General features: G+C 56.8%; 11 protein-coding genes. 1 reads left to right on the top strand and 10 read right to left on the bottom strand.

What is annotated here, in order from left to right:
* Positions 1–285 precede the first annotated feature (285 nt).
* The 9 genes from OZX62_RS01395 to rmuC all read right to left on the bottom strand — a co-directional run bounded on the left by OZX62_RS01395 (position 286) and on the right by rmuC (position 11003).
* Positions 286–600 carry a DUF2469 domain-containing protein gene (locus tag OZX62_RS01395; RefSeq protein ID WP_277143495.1) on the bottom strand — a complete coding sequence of 105 codons (315 nt, stop codon included), beginning with the start codon at positions 598–600 and terminating at the stop codon, positions 286–288.
* Positions 597–1814, bottom strand: a complete 1218-nt coding sequence (locus OZX62_RS01390; RefSeq protein WP_277176266.1) for a GNAT family N-acetyltransferase — start codon at positions 1812–1814, stop codon at positions 597–599. Before OZX62_RS01390 ends, OZX62_RS01395 begins: the two co-directional genes overlap by 4 nt.
* Positions 1815–2422: 608 nt before the next feature.
* The gene (gene gatB / locus OZX62_RS01385) at positions 2423–3922 is read right to left on the bottom strand and encodes an Asp-tRNA(Asn)/Glu-tRNA(Gln) amidotransferase subunit GatB (protein WP_277176265.1); all 1500 of its coding nucleotides are present in this window, start codon (positions 3920–3922) and stop codon (positions 2423–2425) included.
* A gap of 24 nt (positions 3923–3946) precedes the next feature.
* Positions 3947–5491, bottom strand: a complete 1545-nt coding sequence (gatA, locus tag OZX62_RS01380; protein WP_277176264.1) for an Asp-tRNA(Asn)/Glu-tRNA(Gln) amidotransferase subunit GatA — start codon at positions 5489–5491, stop codon at positions 3947–3949.
* Complete coding sequence (gene gatC, locus OZX62_RS01375; RefSeq protein ID WP_277143481.1) at positions 5491–5790, bottom strand: Asp-tRNA(Asn)/Glu-tRNA(Gln) amidotransferase subunit GatC; 300 nt, start codon at positions 5788–5790, stop codon at positions 5491–5493. The genes gatA and gatC overlap by 1 nt, the downstream gene beginning before the upstream one ends.
* Before the next feature lie 223 nt (positions 5791–6013).
* A complete protein-coding gene (locus tag OZX62_RS01370; RefSeq protein ID WP_277176263.1) occupies positions 6014–8065 on the bottom strand; it encodes an ATP-binding cassette domain-containing protein in 2052 nt (683 codons plus the stop codon).
* A 145-nt stretch (positions 8066–8210) separates the two neighbouring features.
* Positions 8211–8999 (bottom strand): TrmH family RNA methyltransferase, encoded by a 789-nt coding sequence (locus OZX62_RS01365; RefSeq protein WP_277176262.1) that lies wholly within the window; start codon positions 8997–8999, stop codon positions 8211–8213.
* A gap of 1 nt (position 9000) precedes the next feature.
* The gene (locus OZX62_RS01360; protein WP_277176261.1) at positions 9001–9657 is read right to left on the bottom strand and encodes an orotate phosphoribosyltransferase; all 657 of its coding nucleotides are present in this window, start codon (positions 9655–9657) and stop codon (positions 9001–9003) included.
* Complete coding sequence (gene rmuC / locus OZX62_RS01355) at positions 9654–11003, bottom strand: DNA recombination protein RmuC (protein WP_277176260.1); 1350 nt, start codon at positions 11001–11003, stop codon at positions 9654–9656. Before rmuC ends, OZX62_RS01360 begins: the two co-directional genes overlap by 4 nt.
* Positions 11004–11279: 276 nt before the next feature.
* Between rmuC and OZX62_RS01350 the strand changes: the two genes are divergently transcribed.
* On the top strand, positions 11280–12386 hold the full coding sequence (locus OZX62_RS01350) for a hypothetical protein (RefSeq protein ID WP_277176259.1): 1107 nt from the start codon (positions 11280–11282) through the stop codon (positions 12384–12386).
* A gap of 471 nt (positions 12387–12857) precedes the next feature.
* On the opposite strand, the gene clpB is transcribed toward OZX62_RS01350, so the two are convergent.
* Entirely contained in the window at positions 12858–15491 is a 2634-nt protein-coding gene (gene clpB, locus OZX62_RS01345) for an ATP-dependent chaperone ClpB (RefSeq protein WP_277176258.1), read from the bottom strand.
* Between the last annotated feature and the right edge of the window lie 238 nt (positions 15492–15729).

Genomic DNA, 15729 nt, shown 5'->3' with positions numbered 1-15729 from the left:
CTTCAAATTTGCTGGAAATATTCGCTTAAAAGTGCCCCTCAGAACTCTGACATCGCCCCAGTCATCTCCTATCTGATTCTAAGGCTGAGGTTCGGGAGAGGGAGATATGCGTTGTTATGGCGTAAGACACGGCCTGAGCAAAATTAGAAATTTTGCCTTCGCGCTCGATACATCGCGCTCACTTCGCCTACGAAAAGCCCACTGGGCTTTCCGCTTAACGGCTCAGCCCGGAGCGTGTCGAGCAATGTATGCCTCTGCCTCCCAGACCGTCAGTTGCAACTGTTCCTACGCCAAAGAGTCAGGAATATCGATGTCGGACTTCTGCACTTCCTCTACGTTGACATCCTTAAACGTAACAATTCTCACGTTCTTGACAAACCGCGAGGAACGGTACACATCCCAGACCCACGCATCGGTGAGCTGCACGTCGAAGTAGACATCCTGCCCGGCGGAACGAACGTTGAAATCGACCTTGTTGGCCAAGTAGAATCGCCGTTCCGTCTCTACGACGTAGGTGAAAAGCTTGATGACGTCGCGGTACTCCTTGTAGAGCGCCAGCTCGGCGTTCATCTCGTAATCGTCGAGATCTTCAGCGCTCACTGAACGCTACCCCCTGATTTATCTGAATGATCGGTTGAAGCCGTCTTGCTGTCGGCATTGCCCTTGTTCTGGCCGTTGTGTCCAAGATTACGCCACCAAGCCTTTTTCGATTTCTTGCTTTGCGTCGCGGAATAGGGCCATGACGTTTCGGAATCGTCGTCGGCATCGTGTTTGTGGCCTTGGCCGTCTGCCATGGACGATGCGGAATCACCCGAACGAGTTTTATTCGTGCTGTCAGCGCCCGTTGAATCGGTATCGCGAGCGGGTCGCCTTCCGGAATTTTCGCTGCCGGTTTGTCCATCACGCTTGCCGACTTGACCATTGGCCTGCCCGCTAGTCGCACGCCCGGATTCGTTTCCTCCGGTTTCGCCACAGCTGGCATCGCTACCAGCCACATCGGTTTTGTCTTTCCTGGCCTTGTGCTGCTTGATTTCAATGGAATGTTCGCGGGCGGCCATGGCTTCTTTAACGCCGGGATTGCCCTCGATAACGTGCATGCCGAAAGCGTCAAGCGAGCGAATCGGATCATATTCGTCAGCGAGAGTATCCAGAACTATCAAATCCTGATACTTTCCGATAGATGCGTCCCAAAGCGAATCACGGGAAGTTCCGGACTTAATGAAACCAAGCGATTGATAGACCGAAAGCGTACGTGAGCTTTTCTCCGGAACAGCCACCCAGATACGGTGCATGCCAAGCCCGACCGGCGGGGTGGCGAAACCATAAGTCATCACGCGGGGCATGGCGTCGCGGGAATAGCCGCGGCCACGGTAATCCTTGCCTAGCATCACCTGGATACGCGCAGAACGGGCCCAGCCGTCGATATCGATGAGGAAAATCATGCCGATGACATTATCGGTGGCTCCAGCGTCGACTTTACCATCAACGTCATGGTCGGCATCGGTCAAAATAGCCCAGGCCATCGTACGACGGGCCTCGGGGTCACCTACTCCCGAGTCGGAGGCGGCGATGCCGTTGACCCATGCCACGGAACGCTTGACCCAAGCCTGAACCACGGCACGTTCGGACTGCTTGTCTTTGCCGGTATCGCCGGAAGCATTGAAATAAACCTCAAGCTGATCAAGTTTCGGGATATCGTCAAGAGTGGCAGGGCGCAGATGCACCATTTCGCCACGAATCTCCGGGATGACAATACTCTTGGGCAGCTGACGCGGACTAACCTCTACACTGGGGTTTTCGGAGTTTCCAGACATTTGCTTTCATTCCTCCAACGCACTTGGAATCTTCAATAAGATTATCGTGTTCGCCTGACTATTCGCTGAATACTTGTTCAATCCCAATCGACCGCCGCGAAACCACCCCACGACATAGTAGTGCAGAACTCAGTAGTTCGCGTCCTCATGGACGAGCCAGAAACTCCATGTTTTCGGATTAGCCGAATACTCATATATCTGGCCGTTACTGACAAAGGGAAAGTCGACAACCCAGCCATATCTGGCGGCACGTTTCAGCTCCTTCGACAAACGTTTCAGATTCGTGGATTCGTCAAGCCGAAAATCACGCTCTTCGCCAGACGCCGTAAATACCGCAAGTAGCTTCAAAATCGTCCTCTCCCTTACAACAATTTTATCTGAAACATTACTCAGATATCAATACGAAAACATTTATCTTCCGAAACAAGAAAATCCGGCGTTATGCAGGAAACTTCCATCAGCATCTTGCATAACACCGGATTGCAGCGAGTTTCAAACCCGCACGCCAAACCTGCGGTTTGGCCTTCGCGCTCGATACATCGCGCTCACTGAGCCTACGAAAAGCCCACAGGGCTTTTCGCTTAACGGCTCAGCGCATCAGCAAGACATCAGTTCTTCATTTTCTTGATGACCAGAGCGCTCACGGCCTTGGCGTCTGCCTGACCGTGGGTAGCACGCATGACGGCACCGATGATGGCACCCATCGGCTTCATGTTGCCGCTCTTGAGCTTTTCAGCCACATCCGGGTTGGCGGCGAGGGCCTCGTCAATCGCCTTGTCGAGCGCACCGTCGTCGGAAACGACCTGATAGCCGTGCTTCTTCACGACTTCGTCAGGAGTACCTTCGCCGGCAAGCACGCCGGTGACGGTCTGCTTGGCCAGCTTGTCGTTGAGCTTGCCATCGGCGACGAGCTTTTCGACCTCGGCCACATCGGCCGGGGTGATCGGCAGTTCTTCGAGCGAAAGGCTGCGCTCGTTGGCCACACGAGAAATCTCGCCGAGCCACCACTTGCGGGCGCCGGCTGCACTCGCGCCGTCCTTGACGGTCTCTTCGACCAGATCAAGTGCGTCGGCGTTGATGATGTCACGCATCTCGAGGTCACTGAGCTTCCATTCGGACTGCAGACGGGCGCGATGCTCGCGCGGCATCTCCGGCATGGTCTTGGCGATTTCGTCGATGTGATCCTGCGTGATGTGCAGCATCACGAGGTCGGGATCCGGGAAGTAACGGTAATCGTTCGCGTCGGACTTTACGCGGCCGCCTGCAGTGGTCTGCGTGGCCTCGTCCCAGTGACGGGTCTCCTGCAAAATCTCTCCGCCCTCGTCCAAGATGGCCGCCTGACGGCGAATCTCGTACTGCAAGGTCTTCTTGATGCCGCGGAACGTGTTGACATTCTTGGTCTCGCTGCGGGTGCCAAGCTTGGTCTCGCCCTTCTTGCGCAACGAAATGTTGACGTCGGCGCGCATGTTGCCCTGCTCCATGCGGCCATGGGAGATACCCAAGGCACGCACGATGTCACGGATGGCGCGCATGTAGGCATCCGCAATCTCCGGAACACGGTCGCCGCCGCCCTCTACAGGCTTGGTGACGATCTCGATGAGCGGGACGCCAGCGCGGTTGTAGTCGACCAGCGAATGGTCGGCGCCTTCGATACGGCCGTCGGCACCGCCCACGTGGGTGTTCTTGCCGGCGTCGTCCTCGATGTGCGCGCGCTCGATCGGCACGCGGAAGGTGGTGCCGTCATCAAGCTCGACGTCGAGATAGCCGTTGCCGTTGGTCGGCTTGTCGAACTGCGAGATCTGATAGTCGCGAGGCATGTCCGGGTAGAAGTAGTTCTTGCGAGCGAACTGGCTCCACTCGTTGATCTGGCAGTGCAGCGCCAGACCCAGCTTGATCGCGAAATCGACGGCGGTCTTGTTGACCACCGGCAGCGATCCTGGCAGGCCGAGGCTTACCGGGGTCAGCTCCGTGTTCGGTTCCGCGCCGAACTCTTCGTGCGCCGGGCAGAACAGCTTGGTCTGCGTGCACAGCTCGACGTGGGTTTCCAGACCGAATACCGGGTCAAATTCCTTGACGGCATCGGAATACTTCATCAATTTTTCAGCCATGATTTTATGCTCCTTGCCGTCCGATTACTTTGCGTTCCCGAGCCACGGGGTCTTGAGGGACTGCCAGATCGGGCCGCCCCACTGTTCCTCGAGTGCCGCTTCGAGCGCGGCTGCGGGCTTGTACATCTGCTCGTCGTGCTTCTGCGGGGCCATGAACTGGAAGCCGACCGGCAGGCCGTCGTCCGAAAGTCCGGCGGGAATGCTCATCGCGGGGGTTCCGGCCATGTTCGCCGGAATCGTGGCGACATCGCTCATATACATGGTCAGCGGGTCGTTCATCTTCTCGCCGAACTTGAACGCGGTGGTTGGAGAGGTCGGGGCGACCAGCACGTCGGCCTTCTCGAACGCCTTGTTGAAGTCGTCGATAATCAGCGTGCGAACCTTCTGCGCCGAGCCGTACCACGCATCGTAGTAACCGGCGGAAAGCGCATAGATGCCGAGGATGATACGGCGCTTGACCTCGTCGCCGAAACCGGCTTCGCGGGTGTAGGCCATCATGTTGGCGGCGGTCTGCGGCACGCCTTCGGGCGGCATGACGCGCAGGCCGTAACGCATACCATCGTAACGGGCCAGGTTGGAGCTGACCTCGGAGGGCATGATGATGTAGTAGGCCGCGAGCGCGTAATCAAAGTGGGGGCAATCGACCTCGACTACTTCGGCGCCCATGTCCTGCAAGAGCTTGACCGCTTCGTTGAAGCGAGCCTCGACGCCGGGCTGATAGCCGTCGCCGCTCAGTTGCTTGACCAGACCGACGCGCACGCCCTTGAGGTCGCGCTTGTAACCTTCACGCGCAGCCTTGGCAATCGGAGGCACATCCATCGGGATGGACGTGGAATCACGCACGTCGTGGCCGCCGATGACTTCCTGCAGCAGCGCGGAATCAAGCACGTTGCGGGAGACGGGGCCGATCTGGTCGAGCGAGCTCGCCATGGCGATCGCGCCGAAACGGGAGACGCCGCCATACGTCGGCTTGACACCGACCGTACCGGTCAGCGAACCGGGCTGACGAATCGAGCCACCGGTATCGGTACCGAGAGCAAGCGGGGCTTCGAACGCGGCGACCGCGGAAGCAGAACCACCGCCGGAACCACCGGGAACGCGCTCGGTGTCCCAAGGATTGTGGGTCGGACCGTACGCGGAATGCTCCGTGGAGGAACCCTGTGCGAACTCATCGAGGTTGGTCTTGCCGAGCAACGGCATGCCGGCGGCCTTGAGCTTCTTGATGACCGTGGCGTCGTAGGGTGGAACCCAGCCCTCGAGAATCTTCGAAGCGGCAGTCGTGGGGATGCCCTTGGTGACGATCATGTCCTTGATGGCGATCGGCACACCGGCAAGTTCCGGCAGGCCTTCAGTCTCGCCCGCGGCGTTCTTCTTGTCGAATTCGTCGGCCTGGGCGCGAGCCTCGTCGGCGGAAACGTGAAGGAAAGCGTGCAGCTCCGGTTCGGCGGCGTCGATGACGTTAAGTTCGGCGTCGACCAGCTCGCGGCTGGAGACTTCCTTGTTGCGAATCTTCTCCGCCATCTGCGCGGCGGTCAGCTTGACCAGTTCGTTTTCGTTTGCTGCACTCATCACTCGTCACCTCCAAGGATTCGCGGTGCCACGAACATGCCGTCTTCCGTGGCGGGGGCACCGGAAAGCGCTTCCTCGCGGGTCAGCGGCTTTTCGGGGACATCGGGGCGCAAATACGCCTCAAGCGGGACCGGGTTGGCAGTGGGTTCGACGTCGTCGGACGCGACTTCCTGCACCTTGTTGATGGAATCGGCGATGACATTCAACTCGCCTTGCATGCGGGTCGCTTCCTCGTCGGTGAGCGCGATCTGGGCGAGATGACCCAGATGCTCGACTGTTTCTCTTGTGAAAGTAGGCATAACCTTAACTATATGAGTCGTCTGTGACGTTCAGATAACGGAATTCATTCCTAAAAGTCGATTCCGATGACAAATAAATCGGCATTCCGGCGACCATTGCTGGAAGCCAGCGACAGGAACGCCCTGTACCAAGAATCGGCAAAAAAATTTCAGACGATATCTGGAAAAATGACTTCGTTCCAAGACATTACTTATGCCATGAAACGAAGCCAGTAATTTTGCGCTACTTCACATCGCGTTTGGTCGCCACAAGCATGCCCAATCCGAAAAACAGAACCGCCCAGAGAACGACGGCGAAACCATTGCCCCAAAAAGAGCCGATTACCTCTTCCGGCCTTGTTCCCTCACCGTGGAAAACGTCCAGTATCCTGCATATCTGTGGAATGAGTTCGCCTTTGCCGTTTGACATCAGCATACGAGGCCCGCGAAGGAAATTAGTCACTGCGTTCAAAGGCGTATAGTTTACATACATATGATTGGTATCGTCGTTGAAAGTAAGGAACAATGACGGCACTGTGAGCAACAGCAATTCACTGGCGGAACCGCCTACCGAAGACCGTGCGATACAACCTATCCCGATGCCAATAAGCGTCACACACGACATCATCACCGGACCACCGATCAACACAAGCAAAGCCATTAGCAGGCTACCGGGCAACACATCGATATTACCGTATGACGCGAGCAACAACGCACCACGCATCCAAGCCGCAGGGAAAGCGAGCGCGCATCCGATAAACGTCGCAATCGAGACGTAGACGCAAGCCGATAAGGCCTTGGCTCCGATGAACATGGGGCGCTTGGGAATCGCCATCAAAGAAGCGTCAATGGTGGATGAGGAATATTCTCCTGTGATCACAACGACCCCGAAGAACCCGGCCAGAAGAGACAGAGGGCCTATCTCACCGGCCACATGGAACCATGTGGCATACAAGCTTAAGCTGAGCGTCGTGTCGTAGCCCATGTCAGGCAGTAATGCGAAAAGCACCATAAAGACAACGATGAGGCCCATCAACCACCAAGTGGATTTGAGGCCTGCAAGCTTCACCATCTGCGACGAGACGGATCTGCCAAAACTCACGTGCATGGACTGCAGCGAACCAGGCACAGCGGCCTGGACCGGATTCGACGGACGGCTCGGCAACGACATTTGCGGCACAGTAATCTGATTGGTTGTTGCAAACCGGTTTGAAAGCTGCGGGGCTGGCTGGCCGGCGGAAACGAAGCCGCCCAAGGGTTGCGGAGTTGTTACAGTCTGAGAGGTCGCAGTCGGGAGATTGGCCGAAGGACGATTAACCACGGGCTGATTGACGGGAGGCTGGTTGACGGAAGGCTGATTAACCACAGGCTGATTAACCGGAAACGCATTGACAGGAGACTGGACGGCAACGGGCTGGGCCACCGGCTGAGGAGTGTATTGTCCTTGCCCATGGGTCAACGCCAAATAGGCGTCTTCCAAGGAAACCGCTTCCTCCGCCAATTCATAGACCGTAAGCTGGGCTGAAGTGAACGCGTGAGCCAGCGTTGCTTCATCGGCACCGTAAAGCCGCCAGATACTGCCCTGCCTGCTGTCTGAGGGGATACGACTGGCTGCTTCCATACGCATGCCAGGGATGGAAGCGACCACGGCTGAAAGCTTGTTGACATCGTCTACCGCCACACGTATCGAATGAGACGAGTGGCGTGCGACAAAATCATCAACCGTCGAACGCTCGAGAATACGACCCTGACTGATAACCACCAGGTCATCAGCCGCGAGCGCGACCTCACTCATCAGATGCGAACTCAGCAACACGGCACGCCCTTGGGCGACAAAGGTCCGGCACAGATCACGCACCCACTTCACGCCTTCAGGGTCGAGACCGTTGACGGGCTCATCAAGCACGAGGTTATGCGGATCGCCAAGCAAAGCGGCGGCGATGGAAAGCCTCTGATTCATGCCCAAAGAAAATGTGCGCACCTTCTTGCTCTTGACAGCTGCAAGACCGGTGAGTTCGAGGACCTCGTCGACACGACGAGCAGGTATGCCATTGCTCAGCGCCAACGTGTGCAGATGCGAGTAAGCCGTCTGGTTCTTATCAGCCGATTTGGCGTCCAACACCGCACCGACAAGATTCATCGGGGTACTCGTTTCGGCAATCGATAGCCCATCAAAGGTCACGCGCCCTGAATTCGGTTTTGCGAGACCCATCGCCACACGTATAGTGGTCGATTTCCCGGCGCCGTTGGGACCAAGAAACCCAGTGACCCTGCCATCGAGTGCAGCAAAATTCACGTTGTTCAACACCGTTGTTTGACCGATAATCTTACTGACATGCTCGATGGTAATCACAGTGGCATCGTATCTTTCGCATTGGTTATCTATACATAACTATCTTTATTATATATAAACTAACACAAAAATCAGTCTTGTTGAATTCCTAATTCAAATGTTGGGAAATCCAGCAGTGCATCGCGACCGCGGCGGCGGCGCCGGCATTAATGGAGCGCACCGAGCCGAACTGGGAGATGTAGACCACATCATCAGCCAGTTCCAGTGCTTTTTGGGAGAGGCCTGGGCCCTCTGCTCCGAAAAGCATCAGGCAGCGGCTCGGGAATCGATAGGTTTCCATGGGTACCGCGCCTGGGATGATGTCGAGCGCGATGATACGTGAGGCTTTGGCATTTTCGGCGATGCGATGGTAACGAGCTTTGTCCACACGGAATTCGGCTTTGGCTTCATCGGCTTCGGCCTGCTTGATTTCCTCGGCGATTTCCTTCTTCCAGCTCGCCACCAGAGCCTCGATGGAGGGGTGATGGTCGACGTGCTGGTAGAGCTCGGTCATCAGCGCGCCCTTGCGGTTCCACTTGTGCGGACCGACGATATGTACCTTGCGGGCGGCGAAGGCGTTGGCCGTACGCACCATCGAACCGATGTTGAAATCGTGCGTCCAGTTCTCGACGGCCACTTCGAAGTCATGCCGGCCCTGCTTGTCGAGATCTGCTTTGATGGCGGCCACCGACCAATAACGGAATCTGTCAAGCACATTGCGACGATCGCCACTATCAAGCAATTCCGGGTCATAACGTTCGTCGAAATTCGGGGATTGCGGGTCATCGGGACGAGGTTCATCAGGATGGGTCTGCGACCACGGGCCGACGCCTATTTCACGGAAAACCGGCTCGCCAGAAGCCTGAGCAGCTGCGGTTATGGGATTGGGTTCGCGCATATCAGTCGGCCTTCTTTGCCGTAGCTGCGTTACTGCGCAATTCATCCTCGTCAAAAGTCATTATGAATGGAAGATTGCGTTCCTTGTCGGAAACGGGATTGATGACCTTGATGTTGCTGGAATCTGCGTCACCACTAACTCCACCGATCAGTGAAGCGATGGCAACGACTTGCGCGCCTTCATGCTCCACGACGCTGAAGTCAAGGCTCAGCTCATTGCCATTGCGCAAGGTGACCAGCGACGAAGTCTGTACATACGACTTTTCAGAAAGCCAGGAGTCTAGCAACACCACACGCTTGCCGGAAATCGACGGGCCTTTGATCGACGGGTAAACGAAATCCATCACGAAACCATCAAGTTCATAGCCGCGGGCATGGGCGGCATGCATCACAGCTGTCACCATCGGCACGGCGGCGGCGGTCAACGCCCCTACGGCATCGAAATCATTAAGCGCAAAGCCACGCTTCTCGAGCGCGTCAAGCAAGGCATCGCCAATCAGCTCCGCACCGCGATGGTCAAGGCTCACGTCAAACAGCTCACTGAACGGTTTCTTCTCTACCGCTGCTTGCAAAAGCGTCTGCAATTGGCTTTTGCCTTGTCTCTTGCTTTCGTCCTCGCTGCCGGCTTTTATCTCAACCTCGTCGATCGCCTCGCTCATTCCTTCTCCTCCGAATCAAGATTCAGCTCGGGTGCGGTCAGCTCATGTACGTCAGTCTTGTCGGAATCGACCATCTCGACCGGATCGATGACCTTGCTCGAATCAATCTTCTGCATTTTACGCGCGGTGACCAACACACGTGATTCCAATGACGCAGCGAAGGCGTTATAGGCCGAAACCGTGCGGGTGATGGAATGGCCAAGTTTGTTGGCCTTGTCACCCAGAACCGCAAAGCGCTCGTAAAGTTCGCGCGAAAGGTCGAAGAGCATTTTGGCATCGTCGGTGAGGCTCTGCTGCTGCCATGCGAAGGCGACCGATTTCAACACGGCCCACAACGTGACCGGTGAAGTCAACGCGACCTTACGCGCAAAGGCGTCATCCATCAATGTCGGGTCGACCTTCAGCGCAGCCTCGAGCAAGGCGTCATTAGGAATGAAGGCGATAACGAAATCGGGAGTGGTATCGAAAGCGTTCCAATAGGCCTTATCGCCTAAGGTCTTGACGTGCTCACGCAACGCTTTGGCATGAGCTTGAAGCAGCTGGTCACGGCGCTTGAGTTCGTCCTCGGATGCGGTATCGGGAATCTCACAGGCACGCTGGTAATCGGAGTACGGGGCCTTGGCATCGATGGGAATGGTCTTGCCACCTGGCAGATAAACCACCATATCCGGCCGTTGTACGCGACCTTCCGGGTCGGTGACGACCACCTGCGTATCGAAATCGACATGTTCCAGAAGCCCTGCCGACTCCACGATGTTACGCAACTGCGCCTCGCCCCAAGCGCCACGCACCTTGTTGTTGCGCAACGCTGCCGAAAGCGAACTGGTCTCCTTGTCCAAACGGGTCTGCTGGTCATTCAGCCCCTTGAGCTGTTGGCCCAGGGAACCCATCTCCTGCTTACGGCCCTCTTCGATCTGAGTGACCTTCTGCTGCAAGGCGTCAAGGTTCTTCTGCACGGGAGCAAGCGCCGAAAGTACCTTGCTCTGCTCGGCCATCGCCTTGGCCTGCTCCTGCCGCTTGCGCTCGGCCGCCTCTCGCTCCTGCTCCTGCTGCCTCTGCACACGCAACTGCTCGGCCTGCTGGGCCTGTGCCAATTGGGATTTGACGAAAGCGAGCTGCTGGTTGAGTCCGTCGCACTGCGTACGGTATTGCGCGGACTGGGTGGTCAACTCTCCCACCTGACGGCGAAGCTGGTCATTCTGGGCCTGCGCTTCTTCAATGTCGGAGTTTTTGGCGTCGCGCGCGGTTTCCTGCCCTTTGGATTTGCCCAGCACGAAGCCGGCCACCAGCCCCAGCACCGCTGCGAGGATGACCAACACGATTGCCACTACAGGATTTTCGAACATATGTTCTATTACACAGGACGCCATGGACGAAATCAAGCAAGCAATCTTGCCGAAAATCTCGATTCCCTGATTCGCGCTTTGCGGTACCCAATATTCCGCTTCACACCTCAATAAACATGCCTGTTTTGCACCCTCGAAACCCACGAAATACAAATCGGAACACCGTCCGTGCCCAATAACCCTTCAATGTGTGCGTATATCTCGTGTCAATCAATGCGGTAATGCAGATATTGGCACAACTTGCTGGAATGATAAAAGGGTAATCAAGGAGGAACCGTGGGATTCGACTTATTTATGGGCGGTTTGGCGGTGGTGGCCGCCGCGTTGGCCACATGGCTTATCATCCTCTATTTCCGTTCCCCCACTTCGGCGCAATCGTCGGTCGAGACTGCGCTGCAAGGGCTTCGCAATCCCAATTCACCCTCCGATGATTTGCCAACACGAACAAACGAAACTCTAGATCGCAACGCAGGCGGCAGCAAAGCGGACGCCGAACAAACCAGACGGACGCCGCAAACCCAAACAGGGAAAGTCACACAGACCGATGAAATAGGAAGGACCAGCGAATCCGGGCAGACAGAGGTTCAAATCTCGCGCATTTCCCGGATGCTGATTCTCGCAATCGTGCTCACCGTCATTGTTTTCGTCCCTTCCCTAATCAGCCGTTTCAGCACCTCCCTTGCGTCTACCTGGCTGGTCAACCCTTGGCTGCAAGCCATTCTGACCACACCGACGATGTTTTGGTGCGGCGCTCCGATTCACCGCGAAGGTTGGCACGCGCTCAGGCGTCGTACCCCGGACGTCAATTCGCTGATTTCACTGGGAGCCACGGGAGCTTTTATCTACAGCCTCGCGATTTGTGTGGCCGGCAACCAGTTCCCAGAAGGCTCGCGGCGCGCCTATTTCGGCGGCGTCAATGTCATCATCGCCTTGGCACTGGCCATCGAACTGGTCGAACTGTTGATTCTCCGCGATGTTGGAAAATCACAGAATTCAATAGCAGCAACTCAAACCTCCCTCGCCGGAACGAAAACCGCTACAGCAAACGAGAGTTCATCTGCTCCATCTCAAGCTTCCAGAACCGGCAATATCAGCACCAATGCCAGTGCCACGGCCCATGCCATTGCCGACCGCGCGTTCAACACACTCATTGCCGGTATCAGGAAACTCGCGCATTTCACCCGCATTTTCGTCATCACCGTCATCATCATCGCGGTCTGGGCGTTCGCGCTGCTCGTCGTGTTCGGCCCACAGCCGCGCCTGACGTTCGCGTTGTTCGGCGGGGTCGGCGTGCTCGTGATCGCCGGATTCATTCTTTCCATTCTGGCGCTTGTCCTGATTATCAACGGACGCAGAAAAGCGCAGCGCGGCAATATCAATTAGAAGCAGACTGAGGATAATGCCTGTCCACGGCAAAACTCATCTTTACCGCGAGCACAGCACAGCCATATCAATTACAAACACCCTAAGAAAAACACTGGCTCGCATAAAACTCTATCTTCGAACCAAGCACAGCACAGAATGAATTCTATACGCATTTTCACTGTTCACTGCTACAAGTCAAATATCGTACGCTCATCAAATGGTTGGAATTCCGCGATTTTCTATTTTTGGAAACTTCCATACAATCAATTATGGCAGCACTGAACCGATTCTTTTCAAGCTTAAGATGTTCCCTGCTGCAAATCGGTACGCGTAGTAACGATAATAATCCCAAAATGACAAAAGAGCCGAACCATCGCATTGCTGCGACAGCCCGGCTCTTTGCCAGACGATTACTGTCTATCGGTTATTGAAACCCGTTGGGAAACGCTTTTATCACTCGCGTTGCGCAACCGGCTTCACACCGTCAAATCACTTGTCCTCGTGATCCTCATTCAGCGGATCCTCGGGCATTGTGCTCAGCTCGAGGTGATCGCCACCGGTCTGGTCGACCAAGACGGTGTCACCGTCGTGGACCTTGCCGGAAAGCAACATCTTCGCCATCTGGTCGCCAACCTCGGTCTGCACCAGGCGACGCAGCGGACGGGCGCCGTAAGCCGGGTCGTAACCGGCGTTGGCGAGCCATTCCTTCGCGGCCTTGGTGACGTCGAGCGTGATGCGGCGGTCGGTGAGACGCGACGCAACCTGCTTGACCTGGATGTCCACAATCTCGCCCAATTCCTCGCGGGTGAGCGGATGGAAGATGACCAGCTCGTCGAGACGGTTGAGGAATTCCGGCTTGAAGTGCGCGTGGACGGCGTCCATCACGGCTTTCTTCTTGGCCTCCGCGTCCAGATCAGGCTGCACCAGGAACTGCGAACCGAGGTTCGAAGTCATGATGAGAATCGTGTTCTTGAAGTCCACGGTCCTGCCCTGGCCATCGGTCAATCGACCGTCGTCAAGCACCTGCAGAAGGATGTCGAAGATCTCGGGATTCGCCTTCTCAACCTCGTCGAACAGCACGACGGAGTAAGGACGACGACGCACGGCTTCGGTCAACTGACCGCCCTCTTCGTAACCGACGTAGCCGGGGGCCGCACCGATCAGGCGGGTCACGGAACCCTTTTCCATGTACTCGCTCATGTCGATACGCACCATGGCCTTCTCGTCGTCGAAGAGGAAGTCCGCCAACGCCTTGGCTAGCTCCGTCTTGCCCACGCCTGTCGGGCCCAGGAAGAGGAACGATCCGGTCGGACGGTTCGGGTCGGAGATGCCGGCACGCGAGCGCCGCACAGCGTCTGAAACCGCCTGAATGGCTTCCTTCTGGCCGATGACGCGCTTGCCCAAGAAGTCTTCCATATGCAGAAGCTTCTCGTTTTCGCCTTCCATCAGGCGACCGACGGGGATGCCGGTCCATTCGGAGACGATGCCCGCCACCGAATCGGCGTCCACGTGGTCGGGAACCATCGGCTCGGTTTCCTGACCGTTCGCATTCTCTTCGTCCGCGGCCTGCTCGGCCAGATCCAGTTGCTTCTGAATCGCCGGGACTTCGCCGTACAGAATCTTGCTGGCCTTCTCCAAGTCGCCCTCGCGGGTGTACTTGTCGGCCTGCACCTTCTTGGCGTCGAGCTGGGCGCGCAGGTCGCCGACCTTGTTGTGGCCGGCCTTTTCCTGGTCCCAACGAGCCTTCAGGCCCGAAAGCTTCTCGCGGGTGTCCGCCAGGTCGCTTTGCAGCTTCTTCAGGCGGTCCTTGCTGGCAGGATCCTCAGCCTTCTTCAGCTGCATCTCCTCCATCTCAAGACGGGTTTCGCGACGTTGTAGCTCATCGATTTCCTCGGGCTGGCTATCCAACTCCATACGCAGGTGCGCAGCGGCCTCGTCGACCAAATCGATGGCCTTGTCGGGCAGCTGGCGGCCGGTGATATACCGGTTGGAAAGCGTGGCGGCGGCAACGAGCGCATCGTCGCCGATGGTCACCTTGTGGTGCGCCTCGTAACGCTGCTTCAGGCCGCGCAGAATCGCGATGGTGTCTTCAACGCTCGGCTCGCCGACGAAGACCTGCTGGAAACGACGTTCCAGAGCCGGGTCCTTCTCGATGTTCTCGCGGTATTCGTCGAGCGTGGTCGCGCCAATCAGGCGGAGTTCGCCACGGGCCAGCATGGGCTTCAGCATATTGCCCGCGTCCATGGAGCCTTCGGCCGCACCCGCGCCGACGATGGTATGAATCTCGTCGATGAAGGTGATGATTTCGCCGTTCGCGCTCTTGATTTCGTTCAGGACGGACTTCAGGCGTTCCTCGAATTCGCCACGGTACTTCGAACCAGCCACCATCGAGCCCAAATCAAGGCTGATGAGCTTCTTGTTCTGCAAGGTCGTGGGCACGTCGCCTGCCACGATACGTTCCGCCAGGCCTTCGACGACGGCGGTTTTGCCGACGCCGGGCTCGCCGATCAGAACAGGGTTGTTCTTGGTACGGCGGGAAAGAATCTGGATGACGCGGCGGATCTCCTGATCGCGGCCAATGACCGGGTCGAGCTTGCCTTCCTTCGCCTGCGCCGTGAGGTCGGTGGAGTATTTCTCCAGCGCCTTGTAGCTGCCTTCGGCGTCCGGGCTGGTGACTTTCGCACCGCCACGCACGCTCGGCACGGCCTTGCGCAAGGCTTCCGCGGTCACGCCGTTGTTCTTCAGAATCGTTGCGCTCTCGTTCGGCGCGGCGTCAATGATACCGATGAGCAGATGTTCGGTGGAGACGTATTCGTCGCCCATCTTCTGCATTTCCTTCTCGGCCTGAGCCAATGCGGCCGTCAACTGGCGGCTCGCCTGCGGCTGCGAGGTCGAAGAACCGCTCGCGCTCGGCAGCGCGACCAACGCGTTGCGCACGGTGGCACCAATCGCCTTCGGGTCCCCGCCCGCGGCGCTGATCAGCCCTGTGACCACGCTGTTTTCCTGACGCAGCAGCGCATCCATCAGATGCAGAGTGTCAACCTGCGGATTGCCCGCAGCCGACGCGCTTTGAATCGCGTCACCGATGGCTTCCTGAGCCATGGTCGTAAATTGTTGTTCCATGTTTTCCTCCGTTTGTTCGCCCTGTTCCAGCGTGAATCGTTGGAATTCAAGGCATTATTCAATCTCTGCTTATTACAACCGCAAACGGAGGAGTTCTATTCCCAAAACTTGAGTCCATTCGACTCAAGTTTTAGAGGTCATTGTCTAGTTTTGTAATTCAAATACCTGTTAAGTGTCGTTTCGACGGCGCTATACGTATCTTTCAACAATTATTATCAGGTAAAAGCGAACTGGGTAA

Source organism: Bifidobacterium sp. ESL0690 (assembly GCF_029392315.1).
GTDB lineage: Bacteria > Actinomycetota > Actinomycetes > Actinomycetales > Bifidobacteriaceae > Bifidobacterium.
The sequence above is the reverse complement of the archived record's forward strand: the minus strand, read 5'-3'. Positions and strand labels throughout refer to the sequence as shown.

Bases quoted from the DNA above. Each gene is read 5' to 3' on its own strand.
- OZX62_RS01390 (WP_277176266.1), bottom strand. From the start codon at position 1,814: ATGTCTGGAAACTCCGAAAACCCCAGTGTAGAGGTTAGTCCGCGTCAG.
- gatB (WP_277176265.1), bottom strand. From the start codon at position 3,922: ATGGCTGAAAAATTGATGAAGTATTCCGATGCCGTCAAGGAATTTGAC.
- gatA (WP_277176264.1), bottom strand. From the start codon at position 5,491: ATGAGTGCAGCAAACGAAAACGAACTGGTCAAGCTGACCGCCGCGCAG.
- gatC (WP_277143481.1), bottom strand. From the start codon at position 5,790: ATGCCTACTTTCACAAGAGAAACAGTCGAGCATCTGGGTCATCTCGCC.
- OZX62_RS01365 (WP_277176262.1), bottom strand. From the start codon at position 8,999: ATGCGCGAACCCAATCCCATAACCGCAGCTGCTCAGGCTTCTGGCGAG.
- OZX62_RS01360 (WP_277176261.1), bottom strand. From the start codon at position 9,657: ATGAGCGAGGCGATCGACGAGGTTGAGATAAAAGCCGGCAGCGAGGAC.
- rmuC (WP_277176260.1), bottom strand. From the start codon at position 11,003: ATGTTCGAAAATCCTGTAGTGGCAATCGTGTTGGTCATCCTCGCAGCG.
- clpB (WP_277176258.1), bottom strand. From the start codon at position 15,491: ATGGAACAACAATTTACGACCATGGCTCAGGAAGCCATCGGTGACGCG.